Origin of the sequence: Haloarcula sp. DT43 (assembly GCF_037078405.1) — an archaeon.
Classification (GTDB): Archaea; Halobacteriota; Halobacteria; order Halobacteriales; family Haloarculaceae; genus Haloarcula; species Haloarcula brevis.
In genome coordinates this window covers 362,710-382,879 of record NZ_JAYMGZ010000002.1, presented here as the reverse complement: position 1 = coordinate 382,879, position 20,170 = coordinate 362,710, and the positions used below count along the sequence as shown (strand labels likewise).

The following is a 20,170-nucleotide window of genomic DNA, read 5'->3' as shown; positions in this document are numbered from 1 at the left end:
GTGTCCCTACGTATGAAACCACGAACACTGCTGACGCTGACTGTTGTCGCATTGCTCATGGCGTCCGGCACGGCGCTTGCCGCCGTGACCGGGAGCCCGGACTTCGACGCGACGTTCGTCGATGACACCGTCGCACCCGGCGAAGAAACGACCCTCGACATCGTGCTCGTCAACAGCGGGACCGTCGACTCCGGGTCCTCGACCCAGGGCGTCCAGAACAGCGAGGTGACGACCGCCCGCGGGACCATCGTCAAGGTCAACAGCGGCGACGCCCCGATTACGGTGACGACGAGCAAACGGGCCGTGGGGTCCGTCCCCGAGGGGCGGACCGACCCGCTCTCCTTCGACATCAGCGTCGAGGACGACGCGAGCCCCGGCAGCTACACCGTCCCCGTCATCGTCGAGTACGAGTACACGAGCTACATTTCCGAAGCCGACGGCGCGCGCGACGAGAGGAGCACGACCGAGCGGATAGAGCTCGAACTCGAAATCGACGACGACGCGGCCTTCGACGTGGTGGACGTCGACTCCGGCGCACGCGTCGACTCGACCGGTACGGTCGCCGTCACCGTCGAGAACACCGGCGACGAGCCGGCCCGCGACGCCTCCGTGACGCTGTCGTCGACGAACCCCGAACTCACGGTCGGGAGCGACACCAGCAGCGCCCGGTTCATCGAGACCTGGGAGCCCGGCGAACAGCGCACCCTCCGCTACCGCGTCGGCGCGAGCAGCGATGCCCGGGCCGAGCCGTACCAGTTCGACCTCCAGGTGGACTTCGACGACACCGACGGGGTTCGCAAGAGCGCCACCGCGTCCTCGCTCGGCATCACGCCCGAGCCGGAGCAGACGTTCAGCGTACGCGGGGTCGAGAGCGACGTCGCCGTCGACGACTCGGGAACCTACAATGTCACGCTCCACAACGACGGGCCGGTGACTGTCAACGACGCGACGGTCTCCCTGCGCTCACAGAGCAGCCAGATTACGTTCGGCGGGTCCGAGACCGCCGAGCAGTACATCGGGACGTGGGAACCCGGTGAGAGCCGCACCATCAGCGTCGAAGCGTCCGCGAGCGGGGACGCGTCCGTCAGGGGGTACGCGCTCTCCGCCACGGTCGGCTACACGGACCCCGAGGGCGACGCCGGTGCCGACGACGGAATCGCGCTCGGCATCCGGCCCGAGCCCGAGCAGTCCTTCGAACTCGAGAACGTCGAGTCGACGCTCCAAGCCGGCGACGACGGGACCCTCGAAGCCACGCTGACCAACACCGGCGACCAGGCGGTGCGCAACGTCGTCCTGAACTGGGAGAGCGACCACGCCAACATCTCGCCGAAGGAGACCCAGTACGCCGTCGGCGACCTCGAACCCGGCGAGTCGGCCACCGTCTCCTTCGACGCCGACGTGTCGGACAACGCCAACGCCGGCCCGCGGCAGTTCGACTTCGTCGCCAACTACCGCAACAGCGAGGGCGACAGCCGCGAGAGCGACACGCTCGAAATCCAGCAGAACGTCGGCGGGAGCGCCGACGAGTTCACCATCGAGACGACGAACGCGTCCGTCGACGTCGGGGGCTCCAGCACGCTCGAAGTGACTATCACCAACGACGCCGGCGAGCGACTGACCAACATCGAGGCGAAACTGTTCGCCGAGTCCCCCATCTCCGTCTCCGACGACCAGGCCTACGTCGCCGGCCTCGACCCCGGCGAGTCCGCGACCATCGAGTTCGGCATCAGCGCAAGCGGTGCCGCGATGACCAAGGACTACCCCGTCTCGGTGGACTTCCAGTACGAGGAGCCCGACGGGGACACGCCGGTGTCGGACACCTACCGGCTGCCGGTCTCCGTGACGAGTTCCGGCGGTGGCGGCTCGCCGCTGACGGCGATTATCGGCCTCGGACTCGTGGCCGTCCTGGCCATCGGCGGCTACTTCAGGTTCCGCTAACGCATGGACTACCAGCGCTACATCGACTGGGCGGACGACCGCATCGTCAACGACTCTCGGAAGGTGGTACTCGCCTTCCTGGTCGTGACGGTGGTCTTCAGCGCCGGCCTCGGCGGCGTCTCGACCAATTCCGGGACCTCGCAGTTCACGACCGGGCTGCCGGCCGAGGAGGCACTTCAGGAGGTCAACGACAAGTTCTCCCCGCCGTTCTCGCCGGACACGGGAAGCACACAGCTCATCCAGCAGAACAACAACGTGCTCTCGAAACCGGCGCTGTTGCGGATGCTGCGGTCACAGCACCGGCTTGAACAGCACCCGGAGCTACGCGTCACGTCGACGTCCAGCGCCGCGAGCATCGTCGCCCAGCAACTGGACACCGAGGCGACGACGACCGAACAGCAGATATACGCGGTCGAGTCCGCGACGGCGAGCGACACCGACGCCGCGGTCAGGCGTGCGGCGGAGCAAAACACCCGGTTCGAGTCGCTGCTGAGCAAGGACTTCAACCGCAGGGCCGCCTCGGCGTCGGCGACAATCGGCGTCGTCACACACGAGGTCCCGGCGGGCATCTCCTCCGGGTCGGGCCAGGGCGGTTCGAGCCCGCTGACGAGCATCCAGCAACAGGCGGGGTTCACCGTCTCCAGCGCCGACCACGGTAGCATCACCCTGTTCGGCAGCGGTATCGTCGCCGAGGAGTTCTCGAACGTGGTCGGCGACTCGCTCATCCTGACGGTCCCCGCGGCGGTGCTTTTCATCCTGTTTTTCCTGACGATTGCCTACCGCGACCTCGCGGACATGGCGCTTGGCCTGCTGGCGCTGTTTATGGCCGTCGTCTGGACGTTCGGCTTCATGGGGCTCGCCGGCATCCCCTTCTCGCAGATGCTCATCGCAGTGCCGCCGCTGATACTCGCCGTCGGGATCGACTTCGGCATCCACGCGGTCAACCGATACCGGGAGGAGCGCGAGGACGGGACGTCGATACAGCAGTCGATGCGAATCACGACCGACCAACTGCTCGTCGCCTTCTTCATCGTCACCGGGACGACGGTCATCGGGTTCGCCGCGAACCTCACGAGCGCCTTGCCGCCGATTCAGGACTTCGGCTACGTCGCCTCCGTCGGCATCACCTTCACGTTCCTCATCTTCGGGGTGTTCCTGCCAGCCGCGAAGGTGGAACTGGACCGGCTCCGGCAGCGCTACCCAATCCCGACGTTCAGCGAGACCCCGCTGGGCGCGGAGGACTCCGCCCTCAGCGACGTGTTGCGCGGCGGCGTCGTCATCGCGGACCGGACCCCGATACTCTTCCTCGTGCTCATCCTCGCCTCGACGGTCGGGGCCGGCTACTACGCCACCGGCGTCTCGACGTCGTTCAGCCAGGAGGACTTCCTGCCGCCCGAGGAGAACCCTGACTTCGTCGAGGCCCTGCCGGAGCCGTTCGCCCCCAGCGAGTACACCGTAACGGAGGTGACGAACTTCCTCGACGAGCGGTTCGACACGACACAGTCCAGCCAGGCGACAATATACGTAGAGGGGCCGATGCGGAACGACGCGGCGTTAGAGCAGATGTACCGGGCGGGCAACGACCCGCCGGACTCGTTCATCCGCGAGGACGGGCGCGCCGATTCCACGTCTATCATCACCGTCATCCAGGACCGAGCAGCAGATGACCCCGAGTTCCGCCGGATGGTCGAGCGCAACGACCGGAACGACAACGGCGTCCCGGACGACAACCTCGGGGAGATATACGAGTACCTGCTCGACTCGTCGTCCCGAAGCGAGGCGCTGAACTACATCACCGAGGACTACCGGAGCGCACGCGTCGTCTACACGGTCGAGTCGGACGCAACCGACGCCGAGGTGACCGCCGACGCGCAGGACGTGGCCGGCGACTTCCGGTACCAGGCGACGGCGACCGGGTCGGTCGTCGTGTTCCAGGCCGTCTCGGACCTCATCCTTGAGTCCGCGATTCAGTCGCTGGCTATCGCGCTCGCCGGGGCGGCGGTGTTTCTCATCCTCGTCTACAACATGCTGGAGGGCCGCCCGTCGCTCGGCCTCGTGAACATCGTCCCCGTCGTCGTCACGGTGGCGTGGCTCGGCGGGACGATGCGGGTTCTCAACATCCCGTTCAACGCGCTCACGGCGACGATGCTTGCCATCACCATCGGGCTGGGGGTCGACTACTCGGTCCACGTCACCCACCGGTTCGCCGACGAACTCGACGAGAACGACCTCGAAACGGCGCTTGACCGGACCGTTCGTGGGACGGGCGGCGCGCTGTTGGGCAGCATGCTCACGACGACGTTCGGCATCGGCGTGCTCGGACTGGCCGTGTTCCCCGCAATCGGGCAGTTCGGCATCCTGACGGCGCTGTCGGTCGCGTACGCCTTCGTCACCTCGCTGCTCGTGATTCCCTCCGCTCTCATCGTCTGGGACCGGGTGTTCAACGCCGACTGGTCGGTCAGTGGCCTGGTCGGGTTCGGCCGGTCGCGGCCGCCCGCGCCCGTCGACGGCGACGACTGAGGCCGCGACACCGGTCGTGTCCGGCGCCGACACGCCACTGAAGCCTTTATTTGACGGCACGGTCCTAGCACGAGTATGACTCACGTCGTCATCATCGGCGCGTACGGGAGCGCCGGGGCCGCGGTCGCCGGGGAACTCGTCGGGGAAGAGGACATCGAACTCACGCTCATCGACAACGGCGAGCCCGGCGGCGGCCTCTGTATCCTGCGGGGCTGCATGCCGTCCAAGGAAGTCCTCTCCGCGGCCGCACACCGGTTTCAGGCGCGCCACGACGAGCGCCTCGTCGGCGACGTTCCCGAGGTCGACCTGGAGGCGGTCGTCGAGCGCAAGGACGACCACGTCCTCGGTTGGGCCGGCCACCGGCGGGCCTCCATCCACGAGATGGCCGAGCGCGAGGACGTGACCTTCGTCCACGACACCGCGACGTTCGTCGACGAGCACACGGTCCGGGCCGGCGGCGAGGACCACGAGGCCGACTACGTCGTCGTCGCCACCGGCTCCAGCGTGAACGTCCCGGACACGCCCGGCATCGGCGGGGTGGATTTCATGACCAGCGACCAGGTGCTCGACGCCACGGAGTTCCCCGACTCCGGCATCGTGATGGGCTTTGGCTACATCGGGATGGAGTTGGTCCCGTACCTCGCCGAGGCCGGCGGGATGGAGCTCACGGTCGTCGAACACGACGACCGGCCCATCGACGAGGGCGACCCGGAGTTCGGCGACGAGGCACTGGACATCTACGAGGACAACTGGGACGTGACCATCCCGACGAACTGCCACGAGAAGGCCCTGGAGGAGACCGACGACGGCGGCGTCCGGCTCACCGTCGAGTACGACGACGGGCGCGAGGAGACCTTCGAGGCCGACCAGCTGTTCCTCTTTACCGGCCGCCGCCCGACCGTCGAGGGGCTGGGGCTCGAAAACACGCCCGTCTCCGTCGTGGGCGACTGGGTGCGGGACACGATGCAGACCCGCGACGCCGACCACATCTACGCCGTCGGCGACGTCAACGGGAAGGAGCCGATTCTCCACGTCGCCAAGGAGCAGGGCTTCACCGCCGCCGAGAACATCCTCCGGCAGGAAGCCGGCGGGACCCTCGAAGAATACCGGAACGTCCACCACCACGTCATCTTCTCCGGGCTCGGGGTCTACCCGTTCGCCCGCGTCGGCCACAGCGAACAGACCGCGAGAGAGGCGGGCTACGACGTGGTCACGGCGACGCGCCAGGCCAGCGACGACGGCGTGTTCAAGTCGAAGGACGTGCCCGAGGGGCTGGCGAAGCTCGTCGTCGACGCCGACGACGGGACGGTGCTGGGCTGGCAAGGCATGCACTACCACGCCGACAGTTTCGCCAAGACGTTCCAGATTGTCGTCGAGCTAGGGCTGGACGTGCGTGACCTGCCCGACCGGGCCTACCACCCGACGCTGCCGGAGAACGTCGACGGGCTGATTCGGGACTGCGTCGACGAGCTTCAGTCGACCTGAATCCCGGTCACGTCGAAGCGGACACCGCCGTCCTCGCTCTCCGCGACGGTGATGCGGCCACCGTGTGCGTCGACGATTTCGGAGACGATTGCCAGCCCGAAGCCGGTCCCCTCGTCGCTCGTGGTGTAGCCGCGTTCGAACACGTCCTCGCGCTCGTCCTCGGGGATGCCGGGGCCGTCGTCGGCCACGTAGAACCCCCGCCCGCCCGAGAGGGTTCCGACGCTGACGGTTACGGGGCCATCGCTGTGTTCCACGCTGTTTCGAAAGAGGTTCTCGAACAGTTGCTGGAGGCGCGTCTGGTCGCCGGTGATTTGCGCGTCCGTGTCGGTCCGTTCGAGCGTCGCGTCCGAACTCTCGACGGTGTCCCAGGCGGCCGTGATGATGTCGTCCAGCGACCCGTCGGTCGCGTCGACGACCTTGTGGCCCCCGCGCGCGAGCGCGAGCACGTCGTCGATGAGTTCGTCCATCCGTTCGAGCGCGCGGCGGAGCGACTCGACGTGGTCCGGGTCCCCGTCGTACTCGTCGTCGATGAGCGCGAGGCGGCCGAAGGCGACGTTCAGCGGGTTCCGGAGGTCGTGGGAGACGACGCTCGCGAACTCCTCCAGCCGGTTCCGCTCGCGGGTGAGTTCCCGCTCGCGACGTTCCCGTTCCTGCTCGTAGCTGACCCAGTTGCCCATCAACTCGACGAGCGTGACCTCCCACTCCGAGAAGGAGTCCCGGGGTTCCGTCCCGTAGAAGCAGAACGTGCCGTACACCGACCCGTCGACAACGACCGGGGTTCCGAGGTAACAGGAGACGCCCATCTCCGTGTACCCCGCCCTGTCGGTCAGGTCCGGCCGGTCCGCGGCGACGTCGGCGAGCACCAGCGTCTGCTCCTCGGCGACGGCCCGCTCGCAGTTCGTCGCCTCCAGCGGGACCGTATCGCCCGCCTCGGTGGCCCCCGTCCGGTCGTGGACGATTTCGAAGACGTACCGGTCGCCGTCGATGTGCGAGAGGGCGGCCGTCGACGTCCCGAGGACGTTCTGGCCGATTTCGAGCAGTCGCTCGACCTTCTCCTCGAACGCCAGGTCCTTGCGGGAGACGACCCGGTAGACCTCCCTGACCGTCCGCTCTCGCTCGCGTATCTCCTCCTCGCGTTCGTGGCGCTCGGTGATGTCCCGGAAGTACACCGAGATACCCGTCGGCGACGGGTACACGGACACTTCGAACCAGGTCTGCAGCGGCTCGAAGTACGCCTCGAACGACGTCGGCTCCTGGTTGGCCATCGCCTTCCGGTACTGCTTGCTGAACTCCGTCCCCTCGAGGGACGGGACCGCCTCCCAGACGTTGCGCCCCAGCAGGCCCGACGTCTCCCCGTCCTCCGCCATCGCGCGGCCGATGACGCGCCGGCCGCGCTCGTTGGCGTAGGTGAACTCCCAGTTCTCGTCCACCGCGAAGAACGCGTCGGTCATCCGGTCGAGGATGTCCGCCTCCTCCTGGTAGCGGGTGACGGCCGACGTGATGCGCTGTCGGAGCCGTTCCGTCTGTTCCGGGAGGGGCGTCTTCGTCACGTAGTCCGTGACGCCGGCCGAAATCGCGTCGCTGGCCACGCGTTCGTCGCCGTCGTCGGTAAAGAGGAGGAAGGGGAGGTCACGCGACCGCTCTCGGACGGACTCAAGCAGTTCGACCCCGTCGCGGTCCGGCAGCCGGTACTCGCTGACGACGCAGTCGTACGCCGCACTCTCCAGGGCTTCGAGCGCGTCGTCCGCCGTCTCACACACCGTCAGGGTAAACTCGTCGGTGTTCTCGGTCAGCGCCTCTCTGACCGCAGTGACGTCGTCACAGTCAGGGTCGACGTAGAGGAGACGGAGCCGCCCGGCCGCTTCGTCGCTCCCGTGACGGTCCGACGCGGCCACGGGTGTATCCATACCTGTTCAAGGGTGTGTGGGGCTAAAGTTGTACCGCCAGTAAGGAGTCGCTACCACGGGTGGCCCGCCGTCGCGGGTGCGATTCAGTCGGGCCGGCGGGTCGAAAGCACCGGCATCTCGTCGACGCGGGCCGCCGAGAGCGCGTCCCAGTCGACGCCAGTCGGTCGCGGGTGTGGCGTCTCGGTCTCGACGGTGCGGTCCGGCGTCACGACCCAGTCCATCGGCACGTCGTGGTCGTCGACGGGCACGGCGGTGTCGACAACACCCTCAGGGCCGCCCACAATCTGAAGTTCGTGGACCGTCGTCGCGACCGGCGTGTCGTCGTCGACCAGCCCCAGTTCCCGGAGGACGGCGTATTCGAGGTCGCTGTACCCCTCGCCCTTGCCGATTCGCGCGCCGTCTTCGGTGACCGCGACCGACCCCGAGACGACGAGGTCGACAGTCCCGACGGCCTCGGGCCCGACCTGGCGCGCGTGGTCGGCGACGTTCGACACCGCCGGGGCGGCCTCGATGTCGGTCAGTTCGGCGGGGTCGAGTTCGTAGAAACACCGCTCGTCTCGCAGGCGCGGCACGGCCATGTACACCGTCTTGCCCGCCCGGAGCGCCGCCCGTCGGACCGCCAACTGCGGCGCGTCGGGGTTCGCCTTCACCGTCTCGGCGGCGTCCCAGACCGGTGTCTCGGTCAGGCGCTGTGCGGCCGCCTCCGCGCCCGCGAAGTTCGGAATCCGGTCGTGTGGCGGGAACGGAAAGCGGGCGACGCCGCGCTCTTCCAGCGCGTCCCACACCCGCTCTCGGATGGCTTGCTTGTCCACGGCTACTCCCGCCGTCGGACCCCGAGCGCACAGAGGAGCGCGAGCAGTGCGACGAGCGCCCCGACGGCGGTGAAGCCGGGGCCGCTGGCCGCCGTCGTGGGCTGGTCCGTGCTCGGCGTGTGGTCCGCGGGCGTCGGGTCGCTCGTCCGGGTCTCGGTCGGCGTCGCCACCGACCGGGGGACGTAGCTGTCGGCGTCGTAGCGGTCGGGATACAGCTGTGCGGTGGCGTTGTGCGCGACGTTGACGACGCTCCGGGGCGCGGGCTGATTGAGGTTCCTGACCAGCAGGGACACCGTGGCGTTTCGCTCGCCGGCGGTGGTGCTCGCGTACGGTTCCGTCGCCGCGATCCCCGCCGAGTTCTCGGTGACGAACAGCACCTCGGGGTCCAGTCGCAGGATCACTTCGTCGCTGAGTTGCGGGTACCCCGTGTGGTTGCGCGCGGCGACGTTCTCCGCGCCGGCGAGGTCGATGAGCGAACTGATGAACGTGTCCCCGGCGGCCACGTAGCCGCTCCCCAGCGGGTACAGCGCCTTCGGGCGGTCCTCGACGCCGGCGGTCACCTCGTCGACGGCCGCGACGTTCGCGTCCATCCAGGCGTTGGCCGCGGCCGCACCGTCGCAGTTCCCGGTCAGCCGACCGGTCGTGGTCGTCTTCTCGCGGATGTCGTCGACGGTCGTCGCGGCGCGGAAGTGATACACCGTCAGGCCGGCCTGTCGGAGCGGTGCCACGTCGCCGGCGCTGGCGTTCGGGGCGAGCACGAGGTCCGGCTCGGTCCCGACGACTCTCTCAACGCTGACGCCGAAACTGGCCGAGACGTTTTCCCGGCTCTCAGCGCCGTCCAGGTAGCCGGCGTACTGGGTCAGCCCGACGACCTGCGACCGGCCGCCGATTTCCCACATCGTCTGGGCGGCCGAGGGGTTCGTCGTCGTGACCCGCTCCGGGCGCTCCTCGATGGTGACCTCGGTCCCGGTCGCGTCGGTCACGGTCACCGGGAACGAGCAGTCGTCGGCCTGCGTGGTCGCCGTCGCTGCGGTCGGGGCCGCAATCGAGCCCGCGAGCAAGACGAGGACACAGACGAGAGACAGGCGTCGCATGGTCTATGCGGGTGCCAGGAGCAATAAATACTTATCTACTGCAACTGGGCTTTCATACATGCGTTTCGCGGGGCGTTCCGTCGGGTGGTCGGTCGGCCTCACCGCCGTCCTCGGTGTCGTTGTGACGGTTAGCGCCGGCATCGGCCCGGTGTGGATACCGCCGGCCGCGGTCGCGAAGGTGCTGCTCAACGCCGTCGCCGTCCCGACCGGCGTCTCCCTCTCCGGCCCCGCGCTCGACGTGTCCACGACCCGCCTGTTCGTCTATCCCGTCACCGACCTCCAGACCCAAATCGTCATGCAAGTCCGTCTGCCCCGCATCCTGCTCGGCGCTGTGGTCGGCTTCTCGCTCGCCGCCGCGGGCACCATCATGCAGGGCATCTTCCGGAATCCGATGGCCGACCCCTCCATCATCGGCGTCTCCTCCGGCGCGGCGGTCGGTGCTGTCGGCTACATCGTCGCGCCGGTCGCGATTCCGCTCGGTCTCGGCCTGCGCGGCGCGGCCTTCGCGGGGGCGATCCTCTCCGCCTTCGGCGTCTACCTCATCGCGACGCGCAACGGCGAGACGCCCGTCGCCACGCTCCTGCTGGCCGGCGTCGCCGTCCAGACGTTCCTCGGCGCGGTCGTCTCCTTTCTGCTCCTCCACAGCGGCGAGAGCATCCGTCGGGCGCTGTTCTGGCTGATGGGCCACCTGAAGGGGGCGTCCTGGCCCGAGGTCACCACCAGCGTCCTCCTGGTCGCCGTCCCGTTCGTCGTCCTGCTGGCCTACGCCCGCGACCTGAACGTCATGCTGCTGGGCGAGGAGGACGCCCAGAGCCTCGGCATCGAAGTCGAGCGGACCAAGCGGGTCCTGCTCGCCCTGTCCTCGGTCGTCACCGCCGCGGGCGTCGCCGTCGCCGGAATCATCGGCTTCGTCGGCCTCATCGTCCCCCACGTCATGCGACTGCTCGTCGGCCCGGACCACCGGATACTGCTCCCGACGGCGGCGCTCGCGGGGGCCTCCTTCCTGGTCGCGACGGACACGCTCGCGCGCTCGGGCAGCGCCGAGGTCCCGGTCGGCATCGTCACCGCCGCGCTGGGCGCGCCCTTCTTCCTGTACCTGCTCCGCAAACGGGAGGTGCGAGAGCTGTGAGCGACCGCGCCCGAGACCGCCGTCGACCGATGCTCGACGTGTCCGACCTCTCGGTGACGTTCGGCGACCAGCACGTGCTCTCGGGGGTCGACTTCGCGGTGGACCGCGGGACGTTCGTCGGCCTCGTCGGCCCCAACGGCGCGGGCAAGACGACGGCCCTGCGGACGGTCAAGGGGACGCTGGCTCCAGACCACGGGACGGTCCGCGTCGACGGCGACGCGGTCTCGGACCGCTCGGCGAAGGCGGTCGGCCGCCTGGTCGCGAGCACGCCCCAGGGCACCGACCTCTCTTTCGACTTCACGGTCAGGCAGACCGTCGAGATGGGGCGGACGCCCCACCTCGGTCGCTTCGACCGGATGGGCGAGCGCGACCACAGCGCCGTCGAGAGGGCGATGGAGCGCGCGAGCGTCGACCAGTTCGCCGACCGGGCGTTCACCTCCCTCTCCGGCGGCGAGCGCCAGCGCGTCCTGCTGGCCCGCGCGCTGGCCCAGGAGACGCCCGTCCTCATGCTCGACGAGCCGACGGCGAACCTGGATATCAACCACGCCGTCCAGACGCTCGAACTGGTGCGCTCGCTCGTCGCCGACGGGAAGACGGCCGTCGCCGCCATCCACGACCTCAATCTGGCGGCGCGGTACTGCGACGAACTGGTGTTGCTCGCCGACGGCACGGTCCGCGCCGCGGGCCGTCCCGCCGACGTGCTCACAAGCGAGACGCTCCGGGACGCGTTCGACGCGGAGACGCTGGTGACGACCCAGCCGGGCACCGACGCGCCGCTGGTGACGCCGCTGGCCGAGCGCGAGTCGGTCGCCCGCCGCGTCCACGTCGTCGGGACCGGTGGACCGGCGGCCGACGCCGTCGCGAGACTGGTCGGAGCCGACTGCCGGGTGAGCGTCGGCGTCGTTCCGGCCGGCGACGCGGCCGCCGAGCGGGCCGCCGACCTCGGTTGCGAAACGGTGACGGTCCCGGCGTTCGCCGGCGTCGACGACGCGGCCCGCGAGCGCGCGGTCGCCCTCGCCCGGGCTGCCGACGCCGTCGTGGTCGCGGGGGCGGTCGGCGACGGGAACGCGCCGGTGGTCGAGGCCGGCCGCGTCCGCCTCGGCGTCGAGACGGGGGGCGCTGGCCACTCACAGACCGTCAGCGACACGATACCGCTGGCCGCGCTCCCGACCGCTGTCGCGACGTTGCCACCGCCCAGGCAGGCGGACGCGGCCCCGCCGGTCGGCCGGTCCTCGACCGACTGAACGGGTGACGGTCAGCGGCCGATCCGTGGGTCGAAAACAGCAACACCGATACTTCTCGTCCCCGTAGCCCGCCCGTGGACGACACCATCGCGTGGCTCCGCGAGCGCCCGTACTACGAGGGCCAGATCGTCGACGAGCGGACGATCCCCGGACGGTCCGGGCGGACGGCCGACTGCGACGTGCACGACCGCCTCGCCGGCGTCCTCGCCGACGAAGGGATCGAGGACTTCTACGCCCACCAGGTCGCGGCAATCGAGGCGGTCCGCGGCGGCGAGAACGTCGTGCTCGCGACCGAGACGGCCAGCGGCAAGAGCCTCGCCTACACCGTCCCCGCGTTCGAGCGAGCGCTCGACCGGCGCGCGACGGCGCTGTACGTCGCCCCGCAGGTCGCGCTCATCAACGACCAGACGGAGACACTCTCGGAACTGGCGCGGGGCCTCGGCTTCGCGTCCGGCGTCTCGGTCGCGCAGTACACCGGTCGGCAGTCCAAATCGGAGAAGGAGGCCATCAGGGAGCGCCAGCCGACGGTCCTGCTGACGACGCCGGACATGCTTCACTACGGCATCCTCCCCCACGCCTACCGCCTGTGGGACTGGTTCTTCCAGCGGCTCGAAACCGTCGTTATCGACGAGGTCCACGGCTACCGCGGCGTCTTCGGCAGCCACGTCTCGCTCGTGATGCGCCGCCTCCAGCGGGTCGCCGAGCGCTTCGACGCGGGGAGCGACGGCGGGACCGCGGGCGGTCCGGAGTGGGTCTGTTGTTCGGCGACCATCGGGAACCCGGTCGAACACGCCGCGGCGGTCACCGGACAGGCCGAATCGTCGTTCGCGCTGGTCGACGAGGACGCGAGCGCCAGCGGCCCGCGCCACTGGCTGCTGTGGAACCCCCCCGAGTACGAGGGCGCGGGCTGGGGGAGCGGCCGCCGCCGGTCGAACCACGTCGAGACCAAGCGGCTGTTCGTCGACCTCGTGTCGCGGGGGCTCCAGACGGTCGTCTTCGCCGGGTCGCGCCAGACCGCCGAGCGCTACGCCAGCGACAGCGCCGACGAACTCCACGACCGCGGCCACCACGACCTCGCCGACGCCGTCGGGGCGTACCAGGCCGCGCTGACCGACGAGCGGCGCCGCGAACTGGAACGCGGCCTCCAGTCCGGCGACCTCCAGGGCGTCTGGTCGACCAGCGCGCTCGAACTCGGCGTCGACGTGGGCGGTCTCGACGCCGTCCTGCTCGACGGCTACCCCGGCACGCGGATGCGGGCGTTCCAGCAGGCCGGACGGGCCGGCCGCGGGACCGACCCGGCGCTCGTCGCGCTCGTCGGCGGCGAGGACCAGCTCGACCAGTACGTCCTGCGCAACCCCGACGCGCTGTTCGAGACCGGGGCCGAGCAGGCCGTGACGAACCCTGAAAACGAGCAGTTGCTCCCCGACCACGTCCACGCGGCGGCCTGCGAGAACTGGCTCTCGCCCGACGACGACCGCCACTTCGGCGAGCGCTTCCCCGACGTGGTCGCGGACTTGGAGTCCGCGGGCGCGCTCGACCGCCGCCAGACCGACCAGGGCATCCGCTGGCTCGGCACCGGCAGCCCCCACCACGAGATGAACCTCCGCACGGTCGACGACCGCGAGGTGAAATTGGTGGCGAAAGGCGACGTGATCGCGACGCTCCCTTTCGAGGACGCGCTGCGCGACGCCCACCCCGGCGCGATATACCACCACCAGGGCCGGCGTTACGAGGTGACCGACCTGGACCTCGCGACCGGCGTCGCCGAACTCTCTCGCACGTGGGCGGACTACTTCACGCGCGTCCTGCACGACAAGACCATCACGGTCGAGGCCGACCTCGACGAGCGGCGTCTCCCGGCCCGCGAGGACGTTCCGGTCCGCTTCGCCTCGGTGACGATGCGCAAGCAGATCACCGGCTACGAGCGCCGCGACGGCTCATCGGGGGAGGTTCTCGGCCAGCGCGCGCTCGACCTGCCCGAGACGACGCTGGAGACGAAGGCCCTGTATCACACCGTCCCGTCGGAACTGGACGCCCAGATTCGCCGCGGCGAGTACGGGCCCGACGGCGGTCGCGGGGACAGTCGTGCCGGCGACACGGCCGCGGACGGCGGCGAGGCCGGTGACTTCCCGGGTGCGATTCACGCCGCCGAGCACGCGATGATATCGATGTTCCCCTTCGAGTACCTCTGTGACCGCGGCGACATCGGCGGGCTCTCGACGCCCCGCCACCCCCACACCGGGGAGCCGACGATATTCATCTACGACGGCTACCCCGGCGGCATCGGCCTGACGCGAGCCGGGTATCGGGACATCGGACCGCTGATGGACACCACGCTCTCGATGCTGCGCTCGTGTGACTGTGCCGACGGCTGCCCGGCCTGCGTACAGTCGCCTCACTGCGGGAACGCCAACGACCCGCTGGACAAACACGGCGCGATACACCTGCTGGACGGGCTGACGACCGACGGGGTGGAGTGAGAACGCGAGCGTGCCAAGCGGCGTTACCGGAAGTCGCTGAGCCGCATCTGGTCCGGCGACAGGCTGTCCGGTTCGCTCGCACCGAGCAGTCGGGGCAGCGCCGTGTTGGCGAACGTCAGCCCGACGACGAGCAGTATCGGGGCGAAAAAGAGCCCGTAGAACCCCAGCACGACCGGCCCCAGCGTGTACGCGAGCATCAGGAGACCGACGTGGGTGCTCTCGCCGCTGAGAAGCGGCCGGAGCAGCAGGTCCGGAACCGTGTCGACGACGACCGCCGCGAGCAGGAGGAACCCGAGCACGTACACGAGCAGCGAGGACCGGCCGTCGAGGACGACCGGGAGGGCGGTGATGCCGGTCAGCGGGAGGTAGATGACTTTCATCCCGACGACGGGAATCAGGCTCGCGATACCGGTCAGCGCGCCGGCGAGCGCCGGGTACGGGACTTCGACGGCCGCCGGTGCCACGGTGTTGTAGCCGGTGAACGCGGCGATGGCGATGAGCGAGATGGCCAGCACGTTCAGGAGATTGCCGAACAGCACCGCCTCCAGTTCCTCGTCGACGGCTTCGAGGTACTCGCGGATGACGGTCCCGTCGTCGAATCGGAGCAGCCACTCGCGGATGCGCCGCCCGTCGACCAGGAGGTAGTACGTGACGATGGTCGTGACGAACAGATTGAGGACGAACTCGGAGACGACCGAGGTGAGCACCATGGCGTGCTGGCCGAGGAAATCGACGAACGGGGAGAGCCGTCCCGACTGGTAGGCGCTGTACAGCCCCTCGACCGTGAGGTCCGGCACCGACTCCGCCCCGTCCAGCCAGGAGACGTGCACCGCGGCCGCGTCGACGAGCGCGTACTGCGTGACGAACTGCCGGGCCTCGACGACCAGGAGGACGGTCGCGTAGCTGACGAGCAACAGGAGGGGAATCACCAGCGACGCCATGACGACGACGGCGCGCACCCGCGCCGGGAGTCGGAGCCGGCGCAGCGAACTGTAGTACCGTCGCGTCGAGTAGTAGAGGAACACGGAGACGGTCAGCGCCGCGACGAACTGGTAGGCGAGCGCGCCGACCACCACCGCGACGGCGAGACCGAAGAGGGCAACGACAAGGCGGTTCTCGTCCATATACGTACCATTTTAGGGGCAAATATAAACGTACGGGCGCAGAGATGTCGACGACGGAACGGGGCGGCTGCCGTCCCGAGCGATGCTCACTCGGGGCGGTCGTCGAGTGGTTCTGCGGGGTCCTGAAGCGCCACTTCGCCCGACAGCGAGTGCTGGGTCGTCTCGCTGAGGTCGATGCCCTCGGCGCGACAGGCCTCGTGGACGCCGCGGACGAACGCCGAGTGGACGCTGGGCAGTCGGTTCCGGCGGTTGTTCGGAATCCAGATGCGCCCGGTCACCACGACGGCGGTGTCGGCGAGGTCGTCGACCCCGACCACCGGTTCGGGCTTCTCGGCGACGTGGTCGATGTCGCGGGCGACGTTCTTGATGATGGCCTCCACTTCGTCGAGGTCGGCGTCGTAGCCGACGCCGAAGTCGTATGAGATGCCGATGGGTCCCGTCGAGGTCCGGTTCGTCACCGCGCTCGTCGCCAGGTCGGTGTTCGGGACGATGACCCGCTCGTTGTCCGGCGTCCGGACCCGCGTGACCCGGAGGTCGATGTCGACGACGACGCCGCGCTTGCCGTTCCACTCGATGGTGTCGCCGACGTTCAGGTCCGGGTCGGTGACGATGAACACGCCCGAGACGAAGTTCCCCAGCACGTCCTGGGCGGCCAGTCCGACGGCGACCGTCACGCCGGCCGCGACGAGCGTCGACCCGGCGAGGGTCCCCTGGAATCCAGCGACGCTCGCCGCGACGACGACCGCGAGGACGACGACGAGGAGGTGGCTGGCGCTACCCAGCGCGCTCTCGAGCGTCCGGTCGATCCGCGACCGCTCCAGTCCCCAGCGGATGGCCGGGACGACGAGGAGCCGCCCCAGAAAGTAGAGGGCCGCTCCGACGACGAGAAACTGCGCGCCGTCCTCCGCGAGCTGCGCGTACGTCGAGGCGAGGTCGCCCGAGAACGGGTCGGTGGCCTGCATACACGCCCCTACTGTCGGCGGTACCGTAAACGCTGGCTGTCAGAACTGTCGCGGGTCCCGTGTCCGACGGCAGCCACGGGTGGCGGTGTGGTCACGATGACGTCGCCGTCGGGACCGTCACCGTCACCTCGTTCCCGCCGTCGATTCGGTCGAAACTGACCGTGCCGTCGGCGTGCTTTACCACCCATCGGGTGATCCACAGTCCCAGCCCAGTGCTGTGGCGCAGTTGGTCGGCCGACTGCCGACCGGTCAGTATCGCTACCTCGAACTGCGGAATGGGGGCACACTCGTCGGCGACGCGCAACGCCACTTCGTCGTCGCGTTTTTCCAGCGTTACCTCGACTCGGGGTTCGGAACGGTCGCTGTGGACGACCGCGTTCTCGACCAGTTCCGCGACGGCGTGTGAGATATTCTCCGTAGCGGACCCGACCACTCCGTCTTCGACGTCCGAGTCGATAGTCGCGTCCGGGTAGCGCCGGGCGAGCAGTTCGAGTTCCGACCGGAGCGTCGTCGAGAGGTCGACCGGATGGGGGTCCGGTTCGCCCACCATGATGTCAAGTATCGTCTGTTGCTTGTCCAGTTGCTCTATCAGCTCCGCGGCGGCGTTCAGGATACAGTCGACTTCCTCGGAAGCGGCGTCCATGTTGTCGCGGAGGTACTCGGCCCGGCCGCTGATGACGTTGAGTTTGTTTCGCAGGTTGTGGCGAAGGAGGTGGTTGATAATCCCTAACTGCCGCTCGCGCTCCTTCCGGTCGGTAATCTCCTGCGCGATACCGAGAACACCGAGCGACTGGCCCGTCTCGCTCTCCCACGGTACTTTCGAGGTCAGAAACCACCGCTCGCTCTCCGCGTAGTACTCCACTTTGTTGTGAATCCGCGCACCGGACTCGATGACCGCGATGTCGTCCTCGTACGGTTCTGCCGCCTCTGCGTCGGGGACGATGCCGTCGATGTCCCGCCGACCGAGGTACGCGTCGCTCTGCCGGTGAATCCGGTGGTCGACTGCGCTCTCGCTCACGACGACGTGCCGAGCCCTGGCGTCCTTGACGAACATGTGCAGGGGAATCTCGGTGAACAACTGGTCGAAAATGTCGGCCTTCCAGTCGTTCATCGCCCGCGAGTCGGGCAGGGGGAGAGCGGCGATGTCCGGGTCGGTGGTCTTCGGCAGCACCCCGTCGACGACCTCGGCAAGCTCGGCCGCGTCCACGTCGCCGGTGACGGGGACCACGTCGGCGAAGGGTTCCGACACGGCGCAGACCGGGACGGTGCCGTCGCTCGCATCAGCGACGAGGACCACCGGCGGGTCGGGATGGTCGGTCGCCGCTCCGTCGAAGAGGTCGACGGCGGTGCCACCGGGAACCTCGAACCCCGAAATCAAGCAGTCGACCGTTTCCGAACGGCGGGCCTGTGCCTCGGCGAGCGTGTCGACGATTTCGACTGTGGCCCCTGGAAGGTGCTGGCTGAGTGCCTCGGCTGTGACGTTCCAGTCCTGTTCGGCCGGTAGACAGAGAACGTGGCGCTGGGAGCTATCGGTCGGACTGGACATGTTACCGATGTGATGGTGCGTGGTCTTAAGACATCGCTCTCGGTATCGACCGTGGTCGGGAAGCGAGCGCCCACTGGGGGCCATCTGAAACGAGGCCGAGTCCGGTTCGACGCCGTCGGTTCGCACGCGGCGCTGCCGGACGTCACCCGACGCGCTCGTTCAGAATCAACCTCGTCTTCGTGCCCACGACCTCCTCCAGTTCACGCGCCTGGGTGATGAGTTCGTTGACGGCGTCGGTGTCGGCCGCGTCGACGACGACGACGATGTCCTCCTCCCCGGAGACCTGCCAGACGAAGTCGACCTCCTGCCACTCGGCGATGCGGTCCGAGACCTCGGCGGTGTCGACGTTCACGTCGACGCTGACCTCGATCATCGCTTTCACGTTGCCGGTCCGCGTCGCGACGGTGAAGCGCTCGATGACGCCGTCGTCGACGAGGCGCTCGACGCGGTTCCGTACGGTCCCTTCCGACGTTCCGACTCGGTCTGCGATTTCCGTGTACGGGGTCCGAGCGTCCCGGCGGAGTATCGAGAGTATCTCTCTGTCGAGGTCGTCCATCGAGATGTGACGGTACCACCGGTCGTGACTTGAGGATTACGAAATTCGAAATTCGTCTTCGAAAGCAACCCTTATGGCCGACTGTAGTATACGCATCTCGTAATGGCTGATGCATACGTGGCCCTGGAGGGTGACCGCGTCATCGAAGCGCGCGCTCGCGCTCCCGGCACCGCTCGCGGCGAACTGGTATTTACAACGGCGTACACCGGCTACGAGGAGAGTCTCACCGATCCGTCCTACGAGGAGCAGGTCCTGACGTTCTCGTACCCGCTCATCGGGAACTACGGCGTCCGGGAGGAGCGCTTCGAGTCCGACCGCGTGCACCCGCGTGCGGCCGTCGCCCGCGAGATGACCGACGACGTGGCCGAGTGGCTGGAATCCGAGGGCGTCCCCGCCGTCGACCACCTCGACACGCGCGACATCGTCACCGAAATCCGGGACGAGGGGGCGATGAAGTGCGGCATCGCCGCCGGCCCGGACGTGACCGAGCAGGACGCGCTCGACGAACTCCACGAGTGCAAGCACATGTCCGACCACACCGACATCGGCGCGCAGGTCTCCGTCGACGAGGTGGAGGTCCACAACGAGGGCGGCGACGGCGCGACGGTCGCGCTCGTCGACTGCGGCGCGAAGGGCTCTATCGTCGACTCGCTGGTCGAACGCGACGCCGAAGTCCACGTCTTCCCGTACGACGCCAGCGAGGACGACGTGGCCGCCGTCGACCCGGACCTGCTGTTCATCTCGAACGGCCCAGGTGACCCCCAGAACTTCGAGCAGGCCGGCGACCTCGTCGAGACCTACGTCGGCGACGTGCCGCTCGCGGGCATCTGCCTCGGCCAGCAGGTCGTCGCCAACGCGCTCGGCGGCGAGACCGAGAAGATGGAGTTCGGCCACCGCGGCGTCAATCAGCCCGTCCGCGACCTGCGCTCGAACCAGGTCGTGATGACGACCCAGAACCACGGCTACACCGTCGCCGACCCCGGCGACAAACTGGACGTGACCCAGGTCAACGTCAACGACGATACGCCGGAGGGACTGGAGAACGACGACCTGAACATCATCACGCGCCAGTACCACCCCGAGGCCAACCCCGGTCCGCACGACTCGCTGGGCTTCTTCGACGACGTGCTGGGGATGGCTGGAGAGTAGCGAGGACTCGAACGGAGTGAGAGGCATCGTTTTGTTGCGAACGGCGAGCGATAGCGAGCCGTGATCAGGGAGAGCCCAAGCGTAGCGAGGGGTCTCCAGATATCCGAACGGTGAGTGATAACAGTGGTTGTGAATACGGCAGTTCTATTCGTGGGCCTTCTGGTCAGTACAGAGGGTGAATCTACCAATCTACCTTTACCAGATGTCAATAATATTCATTTCAA

General features: G+C 68.4%; 14 protein-coding genes. 7 read left to right on the top strand and 7 right to left on the bottom strand.

What is annotated here, in order from left to right; all coding sequences use genetic code 11:
* Nucleotides 1–12: 12 nt before the first annotated feature.
* The 3 genes from VI123_RS09230 (at nucleotide 13) to VI123_RS09220 (ending at nucleotide 5,943) form a co-directional block, all read left to right on the top strand.
* Nucleotides 13–1,938 carry a COG1361 S-layer family protein gene (locus VI123_RS09230; RefSeq protein WP_336337766.1) on the top strand — a complete coding sequence of 642 codons (1,926 nt, stop codon included), beginning with the start codon at nucleotides 13–15 and terminating at the stop codon, nucleotides 1,936–1,938.
* 3 nt (nucleotides 1,939–1,941) lie between these two features.
* Nucleotides 1,942–4,458, top strand: coding sequence for an efflux RND transporter permease subunit (locus VI123_RS09225; protein WP_336337765.1), 2,517 nt, complete (start codon nucleotides 1,942–1,944; stop codon nucleotides 4,456–4,458).
* 75 nt (nucleotides 4,459–4,533) lie between these two features.
* Nucleotides 4,534–5,943, top strand: coding sequence for a dihydrolipoyl dehydrogenase family protein (locus VI123_RS09220; protein ID WP_336337764.1), 1,410 nt, complete (start codon nucleotides 4,534–4,536; stop codon nucleotides 5,941–5,943).
* On the opposite strand, the gene VI123_RS09215 is transcribed toward VI123_RS09220, so the two are convergent.
* The 3 genes from VI123_RS09215 to VI123_RS09205 form a co-directional block, all read right to left on the bottom strand.
* Nucleotides 5,931–7,850: a hybrid sensor histidine kinase/response regulator gene (locus tag VI123_RS09215; RefSeq protein WP_336337763.1), complete on the bottom strand. Its 1,920-nt coding sequence runs from the start codon at nucleotides 7,848–7,850 to the stop codon at nucleotides 5,931–5,933. The genes VI123_RS09220 and VI123_RS09215 overlap by 13 nt on opposite strands.
* 83 nt (nucleotides 7,851–7,933) lie before the next feature.
* Nucleotides 7,934–8,662, bottom strand: a complete 729-nt coding sequence (locus tag VI123_RS09210; protein WP_336337762.1) for a 5-formyltetrahydrofolate cyclo-ligase — start codon at nucleotides 8,660–8,662, stop codon at nucleotides 7,934–7,936.
* A gap of 2 nt (nucleotides 8,663–8,664) precedes the next feature.
* Nucleotides 8,665–9,756, bottom strand: coding sequence for a PGF-CTERM-anchored ABC transporter substrate-binding protein (locus VI123_RS09205; protein WP_336337761.1), 1,092 nt, complete (start codon nucleotides 9,754–9,756; stop codon nucleotides 8,665–8,667).
* A 58-nt stretch (nucleotides 9,757–9,814) separates the two neighbouring features.
* Here VI123_RS09205 and btuC point away from each other — a divergent pair, with 58 nt between their 5' ends.
* The 3 genes from btuC (at nucleotide 9,815) to VI123_RS09190 (ending at nucleotide 14,609) form a co-directional block, all read left to right on the top strand.
* Nucleotides 9,815–10,885, top strand: a complete 1,071-nt coding sequence (gene btuC / locus VI123_RS09200) for a vitamin B12 ABC transporter permease BtuC (RefSeq protein WP_336337760.1) — start codon at nucleotides 9,815–9,817, stop codon at nucleotides 10,883–10,885.
* 29 nt (nucleotides 10,886–10,914) lie between these two features.
* Nucleotides 10,915–12,129 (top strand): ATP-binding cassette domain-containing protein, encoded by a 1,215-nt coding sequence (locus tag VI123_RS09195; protein WP_336338264.1) that lies wholly within the window; start codon nucleotides 10,915–10,917, stop codon nucleotides 12,127–12,129.
* A gap of 74 nt (nucleotides 12,130–12,203) precedes the next feature.
* Nucleotides 12,204–14,609 (top strand): DEAD/DEAH box helicase, encoded by a 2,406-nt coding sequence (locus VI123_RS09190; protein WP_336337759.1) that lies wholly within the window; start codon nucleotides 12,204–12,206, stop codon nucleotides 14,607–14,609.
* Between the two features lie 23 nt (nucleotides 14,610–14,632).
* Here the strand turns inward: VI123_RS09190 and VI123_RS09185 are convergent, their stop codons facing one another.
* From VI123_RS09185 to VI123_RS09170, 4 genes are all read right to left on the bottom strand, one after another.
* Nucleotides 14,633–15,733: an AI-2E family transporter gene (locus tag VI123_RS09185; RefSeq protein ID WP_336337758.1), complete on the bottom strand. Its 1,101-nt coding sequence runs from the start codon at nucleotides 15,731–15,733 to the stop codon at nucleotides 14,633–14,635.
* 86 nt (nucleotides 15,734–15,819) lie between these two features.
* Nucleotides 15,820–16,695: a mechanosensitive ion channel family protein gene (locus VI123_RS09180; protein ID WP_336337757.1), complete on the bottom strand. Its 876-nt coding sequence runs from the start codon at nucleotides 16,693–16,695 to the stop codon at nucleotides 15,820–15,822.
* Between the two features lie 91 nt (nucleotides 16,696–16,786).
* On the bottom strand, nucleotides 16,787–18,241 hold the full coding sequence (locus VI123_RS09175) for an ATP-binding protein (protein WP_336337756.1): 1,455 nt from the start codon (nucleotides 18,239–18,241) through the stop codon (nucleotides 16,787–16,789).
* 142 nt (nucleotides 18,242–18,383) lie between these two features.
* Nucleotides 18,384–18,797: an Lrp/AsnC family transcriptional regulator gene (locus VI123_RS09170; RefSeq protein WP_336337755.1), complete on the bottom strand. Its 414-nt coding sequence runs from the start codon at nucleotides 18,795–18,797 to the stop codon at nucleotides 18,384–18,386.
* A gap of 102 nt (nucleotides 18,798–18,899) precedes the next feature.
* Here VI123_RS09170 and carA point away from each other — a divergent pair, with 102 nt between their 5' ends.
* Nucleotides 18,900–19,946, top strand: coding sequence for a glutamine-hydrolyzing carbamoyl-phosphate synthase small subunit (gene carA / locus VI123_RS09165; protein WP_336337754.1), 1,047 nt, complete (start codon nucleotides 18,900–18,902; stop codon nucleotides 19,944–19,946).
* The last annotated feature ends 224 nt before the right edge of the window (nucleotides 19,947–20,170 follow it).

Coding starts and splice junctions, on each gene's coding strand:
- VI123_RS09220 (WP_336337764.1), top strand. CDS start 4,534: ATGACTCACGTCGTCATCATCGGCGCGTACGGGAGCGCCGGGGCCGCG.
- VI123_RS09170 (WP_336337755.1), bottom strand. CDS start 18,797: ATGGACGACCTCGACAGAGAGATACTCTCGATACTCCGCCGGGACGCT.
- VI123_RS09225 (WP_336337765.1), top strand. CDS start 1,942: ATGGACTACCAGCGCTACATCGACTGGGCGGACGACCGCATCGTCAAC.
- VI123_RS09180 (WP_336337757.1), bottom strand. CDS start 16,695: ATGCAGGCCACCGACCCGTTCTCGGGCGACCTCGCCTCGACGTACGCG.
- VI123_RS09185 (WP_336337758.1), bottom strand. CDS start 15,733: ATGGACGAGAACCGCCTTGTCGTTGCCCTCTTCGGTCTCGCCGTCGCG.
- VI123_RS09175 (WP_336337756.1), bottom strand. CDS start 18,241: ATGTCCAGTCCGACCGATAGCTCCCAGCGCCACGTTCTCTGTCTACCG.
- VI123_RS09205 (WP_336337761.1), bottom strand. CDS start 9,756: ATGCGACGCCTGTCTCTCGTCTGTGTCCTCGTCTTGCTCGCGGGCTCG.
- VI123_RS09230 (WP_336337766.1), top strand. CDS start 13: ATGAAACCACGAACACTGCTGACGCTGACTGTTGTCGCATTGCTCATG.
- carA (WP_336337754.1), top strand. CDS start 18,900: ATGGCTGATGCATACGTGGCCCTGGAGGGTGACCGCGTCATCGAAGCG.
- btuC (WP_336337760.1), top strand. CDS start 9,815: ATGCGTTTCGCGGGGCGTTCCGTCGGGTGGTCGGTCGGCCTCACCGCC.
- VI123_RS09215 (WP_336337763.1), bottom strand. CDS start 7,850: ATGGATACACCCGTGGCCGCGTCGGACCGTCACGGGAGCGACGAAGCG.
- VI123_RS09195 (WP_336338264.1), top strand. CDS start 10,915: ATGCTCGACGTGTCCGACCTCTCGGTGACGTTCGGCGACCAGCACGTG.